A 17,606-nucleotide genomic window follows, 5' to 3' on the forward strand; every position below is an offset into this window, starting at 1 on the left:
CTGTACATTTGTATCAATGTAAAAAGTATTCATAGAAATACATTTACATTGGTACATTTTACATTTATACATTAATACACGCAAAAATGGCATTCGACTGGTTTAAAAGAAAAGCAAAAAACATTACCACTTCTACTGATGAGAAAAAGGACGTTCCCAAAGGGCTTTGGCATCAGACTCCATCCGGAAAAGTAGTGGAACATGATGAACTGAAGAGAAATAACTATGTTTCTCCTGAAGACGGATTTCATGTAAGAATAGGAAGTGCAGAATTTTTTGACATCCTTTTTGACGGTGGTAAATTTACCGAACTGGATGCCAATGTTGAAAGTATTGATATCTTAAATTTCAAAGATACAAAGCCTTACAAAGACCGTTTGAAAGAAGTAAAAGCTAAAACAAAGCTTACAGATTCTATCAGAAATGCGGTAGGAACTGTAAAAGGAACTGAAATGGTAGTTTCTTGTATGGATTTTGCTTTCATTGGTGGATCTTTGGGCTCTGTAATGGGGGAAAAGATCAGAAGAGCAGTAGATTACTGTATCGCAAACAAACTTCCGTATATGATTATCTGTCAGTCCGGAGGAGCGAGAATGCAGGAAGCTACGTACTCTTTGATGCAGCTGGCAAAAGTTCAGGCTAAATTAGCTCAGCTTTCTGAAGCCGGACTTTTATACATCGCTTATCTTTGTGACCCTACATTTGGAGGAATTACCGCTTCTTTTGCTATGACTGCCGATATCATTATGGCAGAGCCGGGCGCACTGATCGGTTTTGCAGGACCAAGAGTAATCCGTGAAACAATTGGTAGAGATCTACCGGAAGGATTCCAGACATCTGAATTTTTACAGGAAAAAGGATTTGTAGATTTCATTGTAAAAAGAACTGAAATTCAGGATACTGTAGCAAAAACAGTTAATTTATTAGCTGTAAAAGCATAGTATCTGTAACAAAAACAATACAATCTCTCTCTAATTAGGGAGAGATTTTTATTTATGAGGACTTTTAAGATATTTTTCAATACCATCCGAAGTATGAGTTTTAAAAAGATTATGCGTCTTTTATCACTCGTTCTTCCCCATCCTCTTTTCTCTCTATTAAGTTTCTATGCTACGGTGAAAGCTTTTACCATAGCACAAAAAAGATTCCCTAAAACAGCCTCTACTAACGGAATTGGAAATGCTTTCAGACATGCTTTGTGGTGCTGCTTCATTATGATGTACTGCTGCAAAATTTCTTCTCCTAAAAAAGCGCTGGATTTCTGCAAAAGAATTACGGATATGCATGAAGAACTGTTCCCGAATGAACCTTTAGAAACCAAAATGGATCTCCACAACAACAAAATCGGAATGGATTATTTCATGGAGCTTTTACCGGGTATTCATCGTCAGTTTTTTGAAAAAAGCTTTTTTGTAGACGCATTAATCAAAAAAATGGAGGAAGCCAAAGTTCTGAAGAATCTGGATGACAATTTTGATGGTTATCTTGTTTATCTGGAAGAGTAAATTATTTTATTTTAAACGCTAAATATGGCAAGGAAAATTTAAAAACTTAATGCATATTTCCGCCCACAAAGGCATTTCATTCAGCAATTTTCCATAATTGAAATTCTCGTTGTTTAGTGATAACGCCTTCGCGAACGAAAAATCACACATAATTACATTGCGCCAAAAATATATCTAAAGCCAGCAATCCATCATTAGTTTTCTTTCACAGCAGAATTACAAAAGACTTTAGTTATTTTTGTGGTTTAAAGTATTTTTGATAAGTTTAAACAATTAAATCAATCAGATGGTTCTCAGCAGAATTTGGTCGGCCTTCATTATTATCGCCATTGCCATTGCCAGTATAAAATATATTTCATCAGGTCACTACAAAACCATTTTCAATGATATGGTGGTGGGAAAAGGCGGTGATACGGTAAAGATTGCATCTCAGCCTATGAACAGCCTCTCTCCCATTGTCAGAGACAGTCTGATGAAAAAAAATGATTTTGCGGACAACAGAATTCATTATAAAACAGATTCTTTAAAACAAAATGTAAACGTTTACCGTGTTCAGGAAGCTGATGGAGTCATCGGAACCTCTGAAACTGCCGTGAAGATATGTTTGGGCCTAATCGGGATCATGACTTTGTTTATGGGATTCATGAGCATTGCTGAAAAAGCAGGTGGAATTAACCTTTTAAGCCGTTTGATCCAACCTTTCTTTTCCAAATTATTTCCGGATATTCCTAAGAACCACCCTGCATTTGGCCATATGCTGATGAACTTCAGTGCCAACCTTCTGGGATTAGATAATGCTGCGACTCCTTTTGGTTTAAAAGCCATGGAAAGTCTTCAAAGTTTAAATCCCAATAAAGATACCGCAAGCAATTCGCAGATTATGTTTCTGTGTCTTCATGCCGGCGGTATGACCTTAATTCCCGTTTCCATTATCGCTATCAGAGCGTCTATGGGCTCCAAAACACCTACAGACATTTTCTTGCCATGCATGATTGCTACTTTTGCCGCAACTTTAGCAGCGATGATCATTGTTTCTTTATATCAGAAAATCAATCTTCTTCGTCCTGTAGTGATTGCTTATGTAGGCGGAATTTCGGCGGTTATCGCTTTATTGGTGCTGTATCTTGTACAATTGGGTAAAGATGAACTGGATGACTTCAGTAAAGTACTGAGCAACGGTTTAATCCTTTTTATTTTCCTAGCGATTGTATTGGGTGCTGTTTATAAAAAAATCAACGTTTTTGATGCCTTTATTGAAGGAGCAAAAGAAGGTTTCACAACCTGTGTAAAGATTATTCCCTATCTGGTTGGGATGCTGATTGCGATTTCATTATTGAGAACTTCCGGTGTTTTTGATGTGATCATTGACGGAATGAAATGGGTAGCCAATGTTGCCAATATGGATCCGAGATTCGTGGACGGCCTTCCGACAGCATTAATCAAACCTTTATCCGGTTCCGGAGCAAGAGGAATGATGGTTGACACGATGTCGACATTCGGAGCAGATAGTTTTCAGGGGAAATTAGCAGCAGTTCTTCAAGGAAGCTCAGATACAACATTCTACGTGATCGCAGTCTATTTTGGCGCCGTAGCCGTTAAGAATACTAGATACACGGTAATTGCTATGCTTCTGGCCGATTTAGTAGGTGTTATTACTGCAATTGCATTAGCTTATCTATTCTTTGCTTAATAAAAGTGCTGGTTCAACCAATTGCGATTAACTTTAAACATTAAACTCAAAACCTTACATCTATTATGATTACAGATAAAGAATTCACCCTAAGGCTCATCCGCCAACTGACCCAGGCACTGGAAAAACTGATTCTGGACAAGCCTGAAGAAAGTTTAATGCAGAAAGAACTGGATTTTGATACGCTGATGAGAGATATTTTCAAGATGAGCTTCACCGAAGTTTCTTCCAAAACTAGGCAAGAAATAATTGCCATAGTCAATGAAAGACAGGAAAGGGATCATAAAGATTACTATGAAATGCTTGGAAATCTTTTTTATTTCAACAGCAGACATGATCAGAATAAAGATTTTCAGGATAAAGCAAAGACATTTTATGAGCTGTATCTTCAGACCAGCGGAATCTTTGCCCTACCGGTAATCAACAGAATAAATGAATTAAAAAAAGCACTTGAATAAAGTGCTTTTGTATTTTTAGAAGGTAATTTTATAGGTTCCGGTGGAAGAAGTGCTGGCTTTCTCTGCTTTAACATATTTCTTTACCCAGGCTACTGATGTAGAAGATACACAAGGATCTGAAACTCCTCCCGATCTCCTTGCAGATACCACGTTTCCTGCTTTATCTACGGTATAGGCAATGGTAATGGATCCGCTTGCGGTACAGCTGTGGGAAGGCTGTGCTCCACCTCTCCCCATTGTCCCGGGGATATAGCCTACCAATTTTCTGTCTATTCCTACTTTGCTGTCTCCATTTCCGTCTCCGCCTAAAGGATCTCCTGCATTTCCGATTCCATCACCAGTCCCCTGGCTTCCGGCTTTTGTTCCTCTTCCTTTGATCAGATTTCCGATCGCTGCATTTCCTTTTCCGTCTCCGTTTCCTGTTTTTGAATTGGATATTGCCGCTCCTGACTTCTTAGTATTTTTGGAAGCACTTGTACTTGTAGCTTCTTTCTTTTCAGCTTTTTTTGATTCTTCCTTTTTAGGAACTGTTGTTTTTGAATTATTTCCTGTGATAACTTTCTCCTTAACGTCTGCCTTCTTAGCCTCCGGAGTGGGTTCCGGCTTCACAATAGTCTTTGTTTCCGGAACCGGTGTTTCTGCCGGCTCAGGTGTAACTTCTTCTGTTGCAGCGGCAAGGCTTCCCGGCTGTTCGGCAGGTTCTTCAATACCTTTTCCGTTTCTGTTGTCTCCGAAGTTCACCAGCATGGTAGTAACCACTTCAGGATCTTTATCTAGTTCCGGTTTTAATTTATACAAAAAAACAAAAAGCAGAATAGCAGCCCAAATAAGAATAGAAAGCAGGGCGCTCTTTACTCTATCTTTGTTTTCCTCGTTTCTGTTTGCTGTATAGCTTCTCATCTTAAAAAGTAATTCTTTCCGTTATTTATCTTTAACCGTTGCAATCGCAATATTAAATTTATGTTTTTCAGCAATTTCCATCACAAAAACAACGTCCTTATGCAATGTATTTTCGTCCGCTCTTATCGTAAATGATTTGTTAGTCTGGTTTGCTAATTTATCTACAATAATCTGTTCCAGTTCTCCTTTATTTGCCGGATTATCATCTACAAAGAATGATCCGTCTGGCTTGATACTTACCGTTAAAGGATTAGGTATATTGTCATCAACAGCTCCGGCTTTCGGCAGATTCACATCAATAGCACTTTGATTGGCTGCAGAAGAGGTGATCATAAAGAAAATCAGCATCAACAGGATAACGTCTGTCATCGCTGCTAAACTGAACTCCGGGTTCGCTTTATTTCTTCTTTGAATTTTCATCGTAAGAAAGATTTATAAAGGTTTGTTGATAAGGTCTAAAAATTCTCCTGACATATTCTGTGCCTTCAGTACAAATTTATCAATCCTTGTCAAAAGAATGTTGTAACAGAAATTCGCAGGAATTGCCACGGCCAAACCTACAGCGGTCTGTCCCAAAGCGGTATAAATACCTTCAGAAAGTGTTTTCGGAGAGAAAGATCCTGTAGCATGGGATAGGTTGAAGAAAGCGATAATCATCCCGATTACCGTTCCTAAAAGTCCTAACATGGGTGCAATACTTGGTACTACGGCCAAAAGGTTCAGGTTTTTCTCCATATTGGCTACCTCTACCTGTGCCTGTGATTCCATAGCACTTACAATATCTGAAACGGGACGTCCCAGTCTTGAAATTCCTTTTTCTAAAATTCTTCCTTCCGGAGAGTTTTGTGTTTTGCAGTAATCTGCTGCTGCCTCTATTTTTCCAGCTTTAATAAAGTCTTCAATATTATTCATAAAGTTGGAATCTGTCTTTGAAGTGAGTCTTTTGATAAAGAAAAATCTTTCAAAAAACAGATATAGAGAAAATACGCCCAACAGCAATACGGTGACCATCACTATTTTAGCGAAAGCCCCTCCGTGGAACATGATCTTCCAGAAGGAAAACTCTAAATTGTCTGTAGCAACTGCGGGTGTAGCGATTTGTGCAAATAAAATCTGAGAAAGTTCCGTTAACAGCATTAAATGTGAATTTTATTAAATTTTCAACGACAAATGTAGTAGAATATTATGAGTTAGACTCTTAAAAATTGCTTAAAAACTACTTAAAATTTGTTACAATTGTATCAATAGCAAATTTCTTTCCAAAAAATAATCTTGAAAAGAAACTTTGTAAAAAAAGATAGAAGCTTTTTGTTAGTCTTCGTCTACCTCAATATCATCCTGCCTGAATTCGCATTTTAATCTAAAAGGAATCGGAGTATCTGATCCGGTATAGAAATCATCAATGGTTCCTTTCCAGACCACCTGAAGCTCTCCTTCTTCATTTTTTTCGAAAAGAAGCTCGTTATCATAGATATAAGCATCTTCATCATCGAAAAGATCTACTTCTGTATAGGTATCTTCCTCAGAATCATTGATTTTTATAGTTTTTCCTTCAATCTCCGCTGATTCGATAGGAAAATCGAACACCTCAAGTGAAAGTTGCGGAAAGTTGTACTGTAATGAATCATCATCTACGTGATCCAAACTGTCATCCGTAATAACTTCAACCTCTAAAAAATGCTGCTGGTTGCTGTAAACTGCCTTACAATAAGTATTTCTGATATTGTATTTTAGCGTTTCCTCCGGATGGTAAATTTTTAAAATCCCTTTCATTTTTTCTTAAAAAAGAACTGTAATAATATGATTGTTAAACGTTTTAGACAAAGATAAAAAATTGATTCAAAGTTGAAAGGATTTTGAAAATAATTTTTTAAAATCAGCTTCTACAATACTACTGAATATCCCAATAATACTTACTTTTGTTTTCATAAAGATTCTGAAAATGAAAAACATCTTATCAAAGGGTATTCTGGGATTGGGGCTGATAATTGGTCTTGCTTCATGCAAAAAATCGGACTCTCCCCTTACAAAAGTAACCCCCAGCAACCTGGATTCTATTGCTTCCAACTATTATGAGCAATACCTTAAGCTCTACCCGTTAGATGCTACCTCTCAGGGAGATACAAGGTACAACGACCAGCTTCCTATCAATATTGATAAAGATTTTATCTCAGGAGAAATAGCATTCTATAATTCTGTACAGAAGCAGTTGGATCATGTAGATTACAAAAGCCTTTCTGATGAAGACAAAGTGGTGTACGATGTACTGGATTATACTTTAAAAGATAAAATTGAGGCTTATGCCTATCATCCGGAATATATTCCTTTTACCCAATTCGGTGGTCTTCCGCTTACTTTTCCACTGTATGGAAGCGGACAAGGCAGCCAGCCTTTCAAAACGGAAAAAGACTATAGCGACTGGCTGAAAAGAATGGAAAAATTCCCTGAATGGATGGATGCTGCCACAGACAACTTCCGTGAGGGAATCAATAATAAGATGGTGCTACCTAAGAAACTTGTGGTCAAAATGATTCCTCAAATGAAAGCGGAAGAAATCACGACTTCTGACATGGAAAAAAATATTTTTTATGGCCCAATAAGAAATTTTCCGAAAAGCTTCACTCAGAACCAGAAAGACAAATTTTCAGCACTTTATAAGGATGCCATTATTAAAAAAATTATTCCTGCCTATACTAAAATGGGTGCTTTTCTTGAAAAAGATTACCTTCCAAAGGCAAGAGATACAGACGGATATAACAGCCTTCCTAACGGAAATGAAATTTACAGCTATTATGTAAAAAGCTGGACTACCACAAAGAAATCTCCTGAAGAGATTAATAAAATCGGACTACAGCAGGTGGCTATGCTTCGTGCAGAAATGGAAAAAGTAAAGCAACAGGTTGGCTTCTCCGGAACGCTGGAAGAATTCATCACTTTTGTAAAAACAGATCCAAAAGCAATGCCTTATAAGACTTCTAAAGAGGTTTTGAATGCATTTAATGGTATTTTAACGAAAATCACTCCAAAGCTGAAAACGATGTTTAATGTAACTCCAAAAACAAAGTTTGAGATCAGACAGACGGAGAAATTCAGAGAAGCGAGTGCCAGCGCAGAGTACATTCCGGGAACTCCGGATGGCAAAAGAGCAGGGATATTTTATGTTCCGCTTCCGGATCCTACCAAATTCAATGTTACTTCAGGAATGGAGTCTCTTTTCCTTCATGAAGCGATTCCGGGACACCATTACCAGGTTTCTCTGCAACAAGAGAATACTAAGCTTCCTAAGTTCATGAGATTCGGATGGTTTGGAGCATATGGAGAAGGATGGGCCCATTATTGTGAGACATTAGGTCCTGAGTTCGGTTTATATACAGATCCTTATCAGAAAATGGGATATTTGAGTGATCAGATGCTAAGAGCAGTAAGATTGGTAGTAGACACAGGACTTCATACCGGAAAAATGTCTCGTGAAGATGCTATTAAATATTTCCTAAGCAATATTTCTTATGACGAGGCTTCTGCCACAGCAGAAGTAGAAAGGTATATGGCCATGCCGGGACAGGCTTTAGGCTACAAAATAGGATCTTTAAGAATCCGTGAGCTGAGAGAGAAGTATCAGAAAGAGCTTGGAAACAAATTCAATCTGGCAAGCTTCCATGATGAAGTATTAAGTCAGGGATGCCTTCCTTTGGATGTTCTGAACAGAAAAATGGAGCTTTGGGCGAAAAAACAAAAATAAAATTATAGTAATAAAAAGGGTACTTCATTCAATCAGTACCCTTTTTTATTTCGTTCTTCTAAATAAACAAAATTGATATGATCACAGAAAGTATAAGATCTCTTTTCAACAGGGATTTAAATAAATTAAAAACAGAGATAGCAGCCTATAAGAATGAAGAAAACCTTTGGAGAATTGATAAAAGTATTGCCAATTCTGCCGGCAATCTTTGTCTTCATCTAGTCGGAAACATCAACCACTTTATAGGAGCACAACTAGGAAATACAGGTTATATTAGAAATCGTGAGCTGGAGTTTTCTTTAAAAGATGTTCCAAGAACGGAGCTTATTGAAAAAATTGAAGCTACTATAGCCATGATAGATTCTGTTCTGCCCCAATTATCTGAGGAAGACCTTAAAAGAGAATATCCTCTGGTTGTTTTTGAAAGTAAAATGACTACAGATTACTTCCTGATTCATCTGGTTGCCCATCTGGATTATCATTTGGGACAGATCAATTATCACAGAAGATTATTAGATAATTAATTTTTTTGCTTGAATATTACTATGTCAAGGTTTTGAAACTTTACATGGCAATAAAATCTTAGCGTACATAGCGCTAAAATAACTGAATTATTTCTCAAACATCATTTTCGTAATAAAGTCTTTCTCTCCTTTTCCTCTCGCCGGAGAATATTCTCTTCCATAGAAAATGATCTGAAGATGAAGCTTATTCCATACTTCTTCAGGAAATAAACTCTTTGCATCACGCTCCGTTTCCACTACATTTTTTCCTGAGGTAAGCTTCCACTGGGTCATCAGACGATGAATGTGGGTATCTACCGGAAAAGCAGGAAATCCAAATCCCTGGCTCATGACTACTGAAGCCGTTTTGTGTCCTACCCCCGGAAGAGCTTCCAATTCCTCATAAGTCTGGGGAACAATACCCTCATGTCTTTCCAGTAGAAGTTCGGCCATTCTTTTCAGGTTTTTGGCTTTTGTATTGGAAAGTCCTATTTCTTTAATCAATTCTTTGATTTCAAATTCTTCCAACTTGGCCATTCTTTGCGGAGTTCCTGCTACCGCAAAAAGATCGGGAGTAACCTGGTTTACTTTTTTATCGGTAGTCTGCGCAGAAAGGGCTACAGCAACCATCAATGTATAGGGATCAGTATGATCTAACGGAATGGGTGTGGTGGGATATAATTTATCCAGTTCTACCTGAACGAGCTCGGCTCTTTGTTTTTTTGTCATGTATGCCTTAAATTTGAACAAAATTAAATCATTATGCTGAAAGTTGGAGATAAATTACCTGAATTTGAAGGATTCAATCAAGACGGAGAAACAGTAACCTCATCAAAATTAATTGGAAAAAAACTGGTGGTCTTCTTCTATCCACAGGCCAATACACCAACATGTACAGTAGAAGCCTGCAACCTGAGTGATAATTATGCTAAGCTTAAAAAGGCTGGATTTCAATTATTGGGTGTAAGCGGCGATTCTGTAAAGAAACAGAAAAATTTCCACAGTAAATTTGCTTTTCCTTATGATCTTATTGCAGATGAAAATCGTAATATCATTGAAAAATTTGGGGTATGGCAGGAAAAAAAGACGTTTGGAAAAACGTATATGGGAATTGTAAGAACCACTTTTATTTTTGATGAAACTGGAGTTTGTACAAGAGTGATTGAAAAAGTAAATTCGAAAACTGCTGCAGAACAGATTCTGGAAGGATAATTATTTTTAATACAAAGATCACAAATGCTTTCACAATTAACACGATTAAAAAACTAACGTTATTTGTGAAAGCATTTTTATATGTTTTACTCTGTTTCGTAGTAATTTAATTCTTCCGTTTCACCAGGAAGTATAACGTGCTTTTTAAACTTCAGACCTAGTTTTTCGATGAGTTTTTGGGAAGAAATATTATCTTTTGAAATAATCGCGGATATCTTTGTTAACCCAAAATCATCCATTCCAATAGATTTAACCTTTTGAGCGGCTTCAAAAGCATACCCTTTCCCTTCAAACTCTTCCAATAGAGAATATCCAATATCTACAATATCAAGCCCTTCTCTTTCAAAGATTCCTACTGCTCCTACTTTTTCATTTCCTTCTTTGGTTACCAGAAGATAGTTTCCAAATCCCAGCCTTTCAATCTGTGGAGTAAATCTGTTGAGAATATAGTTTTCTGCATCTTCAATGCTGTTCACATTGCGGTTGCCGATATGTTGAATAAATTTCGGTCTGTTGTAAAGTTCAAAGACAAAATCTCTGTCTTCACGGGACATTGGACGAAGAATTAATCGCTCTGTCTCATAAATATTATCTGCGCTTGGGTGTTTTTTTAGGCTCATCTTTCTTGGGTTCTTCTTTCTTTTCGATTTTTAACAATCTTGGGTTATTAGCACACTTTTTATTATAAAGCTCAATGTAGGTTCCATTATCCTTTACATTGCCTACTGCTCCTGTAGATTTATTTACAGTCACTGTATAATGTGTTTTTTGATAGGGGCATTCCTTTGAAGTCAACTTTCCAAGATCCAGATAATAATTTAATTTATCTTCATGATAATTCCCTGCAAGATCCTTGAACTCCTCATCTACCATATACCCATCAGCAGCCAGCACAATAGCTGCTTCCTGAGCATTATCAATTCGATCCACAAACTTCTTAAGCCCCTCCAGATCGGTAACGTAGTTTACCTTACCTCCTTCCGAATAAGCAATGTAGTAAAAACTGTCTTCACTAGGAAAAAGATTGAATCCTGAAAACTGAGGGGTATAATCTACATTTCCCGAAATCTTTATTTCTTGCCCTTTTCCATAACTGTTGTATACCAATACCCAAGAGTTTACCTTACTGCTTGGTTCAATCTGTTGCAAAATATTGGGGATGTTTGAAAATTTTTTCTTCTCCTGAGAATATCCTAAGATTCCCAAAAGTAAAAATATAAGAATTGTAATTCGGGTTGCAGTTTTAATCATAATTTTAAAAATCAGCAGAAAATATACCAAATATTACATAAATTTCTCTCCTTTCTTAAAGCCTTTTAAGTCAAGAACATAGTCTTTAATGAGCTGGTCGTTATCTCGCGGGCAGATAAGAAGTGCTTTATCCGTATCTACAATAATATAGTCTTCAAGGCCATCAATGATAACGGCTTTATTATTATTTTTTAAACGAATGATATTTCCTTTTGAATTATAAGAAAGTAAATGTTTTAATTTTACTGCATTTCCGTTTTTGTCTTTTTCTGTATTTTCATATACGGACGTCCAGGTTCCCAGATCACTCCATCCTAAATCTGCAGGAATCACATATACATTTTTTGCTTTCTCTAAAATTCCGTTATCAATAGAGATTTTCTGAACCTTTGGATAAATGGTTTCGATACAGCTGTTTTCTTTTGCAGAATTGTATTCACACGCCATAAAATGCTGAGTCATTTCGGGAAGATAAAGGTCAAAAGCATGATGAATACTCTTTACATTCCACACAAATATCCCGGCATTCCATAGAAAATCACCACTTTCTAAAAAGCTCTGTGCAATCTCAAGAATAGGTTTTTCTGTAAATGTTTTAACTTTAAAATATTCGGAATCTTTCTTTTCTACAAACTGAATATATCCGTAGCCCGTATCAGGTCTTGTGGGAGTAATTCCCAATGTTATCAGATAATCATGCTTTGAAGCTAATTCAAATGCAAGCTCTACTTTTTCCAGAAACACATCTTCTTTAAGAATCAGATGATCTGCAGGGAGTACAATCATTGTTGCATCCGGATTAATTTCAGCAATCTTGTTAGCCATATACAGATTACAGGCCGCTGTATTTTTCATCAGAGGTTCACCCACAATGTTTTCTTCAGGAATTTCCGGAAGCTGCTGATGGGAAACGGCCACATATTCTTTATTCGTAATCACAAATATCTGCTCTCTGGGAATCAGCTTACTGATTCTGTCATAGGTCTGCTGAATCATGGTACGTCCAGTTCCTAAAATATCCTGAAACTGTTTGGGAAATTTCTGTGTGCTCATTGGCCAGAACCGGCTACCGATTCCTCCCGCCATTATAACGCAGTATCTATCTGATTTTAACATTCTTAGCTACATTTTTCTACCCTAGCCAAAGGCTTGAAAGAATACTTCCTTCCAGTAGCCAGGTTCTTACAAAGATAGTTTTTTTTAACCAGACCTTCTAATAAATACTTTTCGTTGCGATAGATAAAAAACTCACCTTTCTGAAGTTCCTCAATAAAATAGAGAGTATCATCTTGTTTTTCAGTGTGAAAATACCTCACCAAATCCGGGCTGGCCATGAAGTTTGCCTTAGGTGATTTTGAGAATTTTACAATGATCGGCTTTAGGTCTTCATCATAAATTTCAAGGCTTTCAAGGAGCATATTTCTGAAAGTTTCTTTCCATTCATTACCATGAGGAGAGATTCTTCTTCCGTATTTTTCAAAAGCGATCAGATGTGCCAGTTCGTGGGTCAGCACAAAGAAAAAAAGCTGTGGGGTAAGCGTAGAGTTTACCGTTATTTCATGAGAATTGTCCGGAAGTTTTCTGTAATCTCCCAGTTTTGAATTCCTGTTTCTTGTAACTTTTATATGTATATAGTAATCTGAAAACCAGATTCTTAAATATTTAAGTGTATTTTGAGGTAAATATTTTTCTAATGATTGGATAGACATTTTACAAACTTAATGGAATTCCTGCATAGAAATTCAATAGTTTAAGACTAAAAAGATAATTATATTTTGCCTGCGCTACTGATCCCTGTGCATTTGCATAATTATTTCTTGCCACATTTACGTCATAGATGGTGGTTCTTCCCGCAGCATAGCTTTTATCCGCAAAATCAAGTGCCAGCTTGGAACTTTTTTCTGCTTCCACGGCAGCCAGATAATTTTCATAATTGGCATCTGCATCAAACTGAGCTTTCTGTACATTCTGTCTTACCGTCTGCTTCTGCTGTTCCAACGCATTTTTGGCGAGGCTTTCGTTTAATTTGGATTGTTCTACCTGTAATTTAGTTTTTCCTTTATTGAATATAGGTACATTAAGTGATAATCCTACATTTTGTCCAAACTGATCTTTATATTGCTCAAAAAAAGTTCCCTGCACAACACCTGGCAGAACATTAAATTGTTTATTATAGAAAGTATTAAGTCCGGCACTGGCTGTTAATGTAGGCCAGTATGCTGTTTTACTTACTTCAGTTTGTGCTTCGGCAGACCTTATGCGGCTTTCCGCAGCTTTTATCTGAGGCTGTATCTCATATGCCGTTGCAAGCACCTCATCCACTGTAGCAAGCTGTAAATCAAGTTTTTCCGGAATATTCACATCTTCCACATCAAAACCCTTATAATCTGAAAGCTGTAAAAGCTGAACGATGGCAAACAAAGCACGGCCAACGTTTACTTCTGCTGTTTTAAGATTTTGTTTTTCTCTTGCCAATGCTGCTTCTGCCTCTGCCAGCACCGTCTGGGCAGTTGTTCCAACTTGAGTTGTAATTTTAGCTCTGTCATACTGTTTCTGGGCATTTCCTACTGCACTTTGAGAAATTTTTACAATCTCTTTATTCAACAAAGTAGTCAGATATTGTTGAGCAATCTGAAGAGAAATATCATTTTTAATGGTTTCAATATCATATTGGCTTGCTTCTACATCAAACTCAGCCTTTCTTACACTCTTCTCTAATCTCCCATTATTATAGACCAACATATCAGCACCCAGACCCACACTGTTATTGAATCTATCATTTCTATAACTTCCTGCTCCTAATGACCCTTGTCCGAAACTCACCCCACTCGTAACACTCCCAGATACGGAAGGCAAATATTCTTTATGGGCTGCTTTAAGATTGTATTCCTGGTTTTGTTTGTTATACTGATTTTGGATAACCTGAAGATTATGCTCCACTGCATAGCTTACACATTCTTTTAAGGACCATTTCTTCTGAGCACTTAAACCCAGATAACCTAATCCAAAAACGATGATCCAAACTTTTTTCATATTGTATATGTTTATTTGTTTTTAATGGTCATATAGAATCGCACTTTCTTCATCAGTATTGATATTGCCAAATGAGAGCGATTTCATATTAAGATTTTTCAATATTAGACGAATTAAATATAAAAAAGTTACAGATTGAAAAATTATATTTTATTTTAAAAAAACTTTTGGGAATTTTGTATCATGACAAACGAACAATATCAGGAAGCTATCGACTGGCTTTTCGTGCAGATGCCCAACTACCAGATAGATGGTCAGAAGGCTTATAAACCAGGATTAGACAATATTACAAAGCTTTGTGCATTCTTTGGGAATCCTCAGGATAAGATTAAATGCATTCATATTGGAGGTACCAATGGAAAGGGTTCTTCAAGCAATATGCTGGCATCCGTTCTTCAGGAAGCGGGCTATAAAACCGGATTATACAATTCTCCGCATCTTATAGACTTCACAGAACGTATTAAGGTCAATGGTAAAAATTGTAACAAAGAGTTTGTCTTTGATTTTATTCAAAAACTGAAAACTATTCCGGAAGACATCCGTCCTTCTTTCTTTGAGTTTACTACCATCATGGCTTTTGAATATTTTTATCAGCAGCAGGTAGATTTTGCCATTATTGAAGTAGGATTGGGAGGCAGACTGGATTCAACCAATATTATCAACCCTTTGATTTCTGCGATTACGAATGTTCAGCTGGATCATCAGAATATTCTTGGAGACACCATTGAAGAAATAGCAATGGAGAAAGCAGGAATTATTAAAAACAACATCCCGATTATTTCCGGTGATGAAAACCAATCCGTTAAAAATATTATACAAGACAAAGCAACTAAAGAAAATGCCCCGTTTATAGATGCTACTCTTATCCATACAAGCTTCGAATCTGATTTAAAAGGAAATTATCAGAAAAAGAATATCCGGGTGGTATTAGGTGCAGTAGAAGAATTAAGAAAACTGGACATATCTATTTCCGATGAAGCCCTTGAAAACGGACTTCTTCATGTTCATCAGAACACAGGATTTATCGGCCGTTGGTTTGAGTTTTCAAAAAACCCGCTTACCATTTGTGATACGGGACATAATCAGGCCGGATTGGAGTATGTTTTTTCGCAATTAAATTCAATTGACTGTCACAAGCATGTCATTTTGGGGTTTGTGAACGACAAAAAAATAGATGATGTGATGAAATTACTTCCTGAAAATTCTGAGTTTTATTTTGCAAAACCATCCATCAACAGGGGAAGGCACCCGGAAGATTATGAAAATCTGCTTCAGGAGGCGAAAATTTTTTATAAAATTTTTGATTCTGTACAGGAAGCGTATCTTGCTGCAAAAGAACGATGTACAAATGAAGAGATGATTTTTATCGGCGGAAGCAACTTTGTAGTGGGAGATTTTTTAGAAAAAAATTTGGAGATTAAGGAATAAGTCGTATATTTGCACCACTCTAAACAAGAGAACAAGTCTAGAGGGTTCTTAGCTCAGTTGGTTCAGAGCATCTGGTTTACACCCAGAGGGTCGGGGGTTCGAATCCCTCAGGACCCACAGAAAAGGAAACGAAACCTTTCAAAAAAATTCGGGTTCTTAGCTCAGTTGGTTCAGAGCATCTGGTTTACACCCAGAGGGTCGGGGGTTCGAATCCCTCAGGACCCACAAAAAATCTCTCAGATTTCTGGGAGATTTTTTTATGCTATTTCATTCTATTCATAGAATTTAATAATGGTAATCTCCATTTTAATACGTCTAATTTCTTCACCTTTATCATGTTTAAGACAATCTCCAGTTTCCCGATATCTTATAGATAATCTATACCAGATATAAGCCTCAGCACCTTTCTGATGTATTTTACAGTTCTAACATCAACAAATAAAATATTCATTATGAAGCATTCAAAGCACCTGCATTATTGCTTTAAGAACTGGAGATTAAAATATAATTTTATAGGGGCTTACAAGCAGTTAATAATTTATTTTTTTGTAAATTTCGGATTACATAAAACTTGAGGGTAATTTCAACTCATTTAATTTACATTTAAGCTAATGCTATCGTTTCTACAATCAAAACTATCATCTTTTTATAATTATATTTCATTTCATGGATTAGATGAATCGAGCAGTAATCGCGGTAGAGATTACTGTATCGTGATTAATCAATATGTATTTTTGCTTTCATTGATATTCCTGTCTCAAAGTGTATTAACTGTATATTTTATCGGGATTCAATTGAGTACAGTTATTTTATTTGGACTCTTCATATTCATTTTAGTATTCATTTTATGCTTAAAGAAATACCGTACTAATAAATACATTGTCCTTTCTGTATTTATTTATCTTACTTGTATCATTACCTACTACGCTTCATTAACCGGTATTGAAAGTGGCTGTTATATTTATTATTTTTCTGTTCTTACAGCCATCCCGATTTTTTATAGTATTAAAAAAGATGCAGGCTTTGTTTCATTTATTTTTTTGTTTGTATTAGGATGCTTTTATTTTTCCGCTTACAATAATTTTCAGTTATGGGGAGAAGAGGCTCAGCTGCCTTATAAAGAATTTCAGCATGACTTTTTATTGCTAAATATTTCGTGTAAATTGTCTTTACTTGGGATTAATTATTTTTTTATGGATCAAAAGCGGAACGATTATTATCATTCGCTTACCAAAAATATAGTGAAAAGAGAGCAAATTGAAACGCTTTCTCATGAGATTAAGCAGCTGAGAAGATTGGTTGATAAAAAACAATTATCAGAAGAAAACATCGTAGAGCTTCTGAGTGCAATCAATTTAAATGATACTTTATTTTTGGATCAGTTTGAAAAGTATTTTCCATTGTTCAGTAAAAACATATTGAAAGATACGGGAGTTGTACTTTCAACAGCAGAGCTTATTCTGTGTGCAGAGCTAAAACTTGGTCTTTCTACAAAAGAAATTGCCTTGTATAGCAATGCATCACTAAAAGCAGTTGAAGGCAGAAAATACAGATTGAGAAAAAAGCTAAATATCCCTTCAGAGGTAGATCTTGTCATCTGGTGTTCGAAATATTAAACCAATCTTTCCCCAGAGCCCCCCCATAGTCACATTTTTTCATTATTACACATTAATTTCCAGGTTTTATAACTTATTGATTTCTTAGGTTTTAAAAATAAAAATCTCCCATATTTTTCCTCGCGTGGGTTTAAAAGGGTCTTAAAATCATAATGCTAAATAAATTTGAATGTAGTTTTGCAGCCAATTACTACAGGCAATAATTATTCATAAATTAGTTAGCTGGTGAAGTTTATTTTCGACAATATATTCTAGAAAAATGTTGGATAGC

General features: G+C 36.3%; 19 protein-coding genes and 2 tRNA genes. 11 read left to right on the forward strand and 10 right to left on the reverse strand.

The genetic code is table 11. From position 1 onward, the window contains the following. Positions 1-86: 86 nt before the first annotated feature. The 4 genes from accD (at position 87) to CLU97_RS03260 (ending at position 3,653) form a co-directional block, all read left to right on the forward strand. Complete coding sequence (accD, locus tag CLU97_RS03245; protein ID WP_121486672.1) at positions 87-941, forward strand: acetyl-CoA carboxylase, carboxyltransferase subunit beta; 855 nt, start codon at positions 87-89, stop codon at positions 939-941. A 54-nt stretch (positions 942-995) separates the two neighbouring features. Beyond that, positions 996-1,505, forward strand: coding sequence for a DUF6973 domain-containing protein (locus tag CLU97_RS03250; protein ID WP_121486673.1), 510 nt, complete (start codon positions 996-998; stop codon positions 1,503-1,505). Between the two features lie 286 nt (positions 1,506-1,791). Continuing rightward, complete coding sequence (locus CLU97_RS03255) at positions 1,792-3,195, forward strand: nucleoside recognition domain-containing protein (protein ID WP_121486674.1); 1,404 nt, start codon at positions 1,792-1,794, stop codon at positions 3,193-3,195. Positions 3,196-3,260: 65 nt separating this feature from the next. After that, a complete protein-coding gene (locus tag CLU97_RS03260; protein WP_121486675.1) occupies positions 3,261-3,653 on the forward strand; it encodes a hypothetical protein in 393 nt (130 codons plus the stop codon). Between the two features lie 15 nt (positions 3,654-3,668). Here the strand turns inward: CLU97_RS03260 and CLU97_RS03265 are convergent, their stop codons facing one another. The 4 genes from CLU97_RS03265 to CLU97_RS03280 all read right to left on the reverse strand — a co-directional run bounded on the left by CLU97_RS03265 (position 3,669) and on the right by CLU97_RS03280 (position 6,326). Beyond that, entirely contained in the window at positions 3,669-4,553 is an 885-nt protein-coding gene (locus CLU97_RS03265) for a ferric siderophore ABC transporter substrate-binding protein (RefSeq protein ID WP_121486676.1), read from the reverse strand. A 21-nt stretch (positions 4,554-4,574) separates the two neighbouring features. Beyond that, entirely contained in the window at positions 4,575-4,973 is a 399-nt protein-coding gene (locus tag CLU97_RS03270; protein WP_065399940.1) for an ExbD/TolR family protein, read from the reverse strand. 12 nt (positions 4,974-4,985) lie between these two features. Next, positions 4,986-5,690 carry a MotA/TolQ/ExbB proton channel family protein gene (locus tag CLU97_RS03275; protein WP_121486677.1) on the reverse strand — a complete coding sequence of 235 codons (705 nt, stop codon included), beginning with the start codon at positions 5,688-5,690 and terminating at the stop codon, positions 4,986-4,988. 174 nt (positions 5,691-5,864) lie between these two features. Continuing rightward, complete coding sequence (locus CLU97_RS03280; RefSeq protein ID WP_121486678.1) at positions 5,865-6,326, reverse strand: hypothetical protein; 462 nt, start codon at positions 6,324-6,326, stop codon at positions 5,865-5,867. Positions 6,327-6,495: 169 nt separating this feature from the next. Here CLU97_RS03280 and CLU97_RS03285 point away from each other — a divergent pair, with 169 nt between their 5' ends. Together CLU97_RS03285 and CLU97_RS03290 are read left to right on the forward strand one after the other, a co-directional pair. Then, positions 6,496-8,292: a DUF885 domain-containing protein gene (locus CLU97_RS03285; RefSeq protein ID WP_121486679.1), complete on the forward strand. Its 1,797-nt coding sequence runs from the start codon at positions 6,496-6,498 to the stop codon at positions 8,290-8,292. 77 nt (positions 8,293-8,369) lie between these two features. Next, a complete protein-coding gene (locus CLU97_RS03290) occupies positions 8,370-8,816 on the forward strand; it encodes a DinB family protein (RefSeq protein ID WP_121486680.1) in 447 nt (148 codons plus the stop codon). Positions 8,817-8,903: 87 nt separating this feature from the next. Here the strand turns inward: CLU97_RS03290 and CLU97_RS03295 are convergent, their stop codons facing one another. Continuing rightward, positions 8,904-9,524 carry an endonuclease III domain-containing protein gene (locus CLU97_RS03295; RefSeq protein WP_121486681.1) on the reverse strand — a complete coding sequence of 207 codons (621 nt, stop codon included), beginning with the start codon at positions 9,522-9,524 and terminating at the stop codon, positions 8,904-8,906. A gap of 33 nt (positions 9,525-9,557) precedes the next feature. On the opposite strand from CLU97_RS03295, the gene bcp reads away from it, so the two are divergent. After that, complete coding sequence (gene bcp / locus CLU97_RS03300; RefSeq protein ID WP_121486682.1) at positions 9,558-10,007, forward strand: thioredoxin-dependent thiol peroxidase; 450 nt, start codon at positions 9,558-9,560, stop codon at positions 10,005-10,007. 86 nt (positions 10,008-10,093) lie between these two features. On the opposite strand, the gene CLU97_RS03305 is transcribed toward bcp, so the two are convergent. The 5 genes from CLU97_RS03305 to CLU97_RS03325 are packed head-to-tail and all read right to left on the reverse strand — an operon-like array spanning position 10,094 to position 14,291. Further along, the gene (locus tag CLU97_RS03305; RefSeq protein ID WP_121486683.1) at positions 10,094-10,627 is read right to left on the reverse strand and encodes a GNAT family N-acetyltransferase; all 534 of its coding nucleotides are present in this window, start codon (positions 10,625-10,627) and stop codon (positions 10,094-10,096) included. Then, on the reverse strand, positions 10,596-11,258 hold the full coding sequence (locus CLU97_RS03310) for a hypothetical protein (protein ID WP_121486684.1): 663 nt from the start codon (positions 11,256-11,258) through the stop codon (positions 10,596-10,598). Before CLU97_RS03310 ends, CLU97_RS03305 begins: the two co-directional genes overlap by 32 nt. Positions 11,259-11,291: 33 nt before the next feature. Further along, entirely contained in the window at positions 11,292-12,374 is a 1,083-nt protein-coding gene (locus CLU97_RS03315) for a mannose-1-phosphate guanylyltransferase (protein WP_228437500.1), read from the reverse strand. A 2-nt stretch (positions 12,375-12,376) separates the two neighbouring features. Further along, positions 12,377-12,967: a SprT-like domain-containing protein gene (locus tag CLU97_RS03320; protein ID WP_121486685.1), complete on the reverse strand. Its 591-nt coding sequence runs from the start codon at positions 12,965-12,967 to the stop codon at positions 12,377-12,379. Between the two features lies 1 nt (position 12,968). Continuing rightward, positions 12,969-14,291 (reverse strand): TolC family protein, encoded by a 1,323-nt coding sequence (locus tag CLU97_RS03325; RefSeq protein ID WP_121486686.1) that lies wholly within the window; start codon positions 14,289-14,291, stop codon positions 12,969-12,971. A gap of 183 nt (positions 14,292-14,474) precedes the next feature. Here CLU97_RS03325 and CLU97_RS03330 point away from each other — a divergent pair, with 183 nt between their 5' ends. From CLU97_RS03330 to CLU97_RS23475, 4 genes are all read left to right on the forward strand, one after another. Next, the gene (locus CLU97_RS03330) at positions 14,475-15,719 is read left to right on the forward strand and encodes a bifunctional folylpolyglutamate synthase/dihydrofolate synthase (protein WP_121486687.1); all 1,245 of its coding nucleotides are present in this window, start codon (positions 14,475-14,477) and stop codon (positions 15,717-15,719) included. A gap of 42 nt (positions 15,720-15,761) precedes the next feature. Beyond that, positions 15,762-15,836: transfer RNA gene (locus tag CLU97_RS03335), tRNA-Val, on the forward strand. A 33-nt stretch (positions 15,837-15,869) separates the two neighbouring features. Beyond that, positions 15,870-15,944: transfer RNA gene (locus tag CLU97_RS03340), tRNA-Val, on the forward strand. Between the two features lie 968 nt (positions 15,945-16,912). Further along, complete coding sequence (locus CLU97_RS23475) at positions 16,913-17,335, forward strand: helix-turn-helix transcriptional regulator (protein WP_147436434.1); 423 nt, start codon at positions 16,913-16,915, stop codon at positions 17,333-17,335. Positions 17,336-17,606 lie beyond the last annotated feature (271 nt).

This window comes from Chryseobacterium sp. 7 (assembly GCF_003663845.1).
Lineage (GTDB): Bacteria > Bacteroidota > Bacteroidia > Flavobacteriales > Weeksellaceae > Chryseobacterium.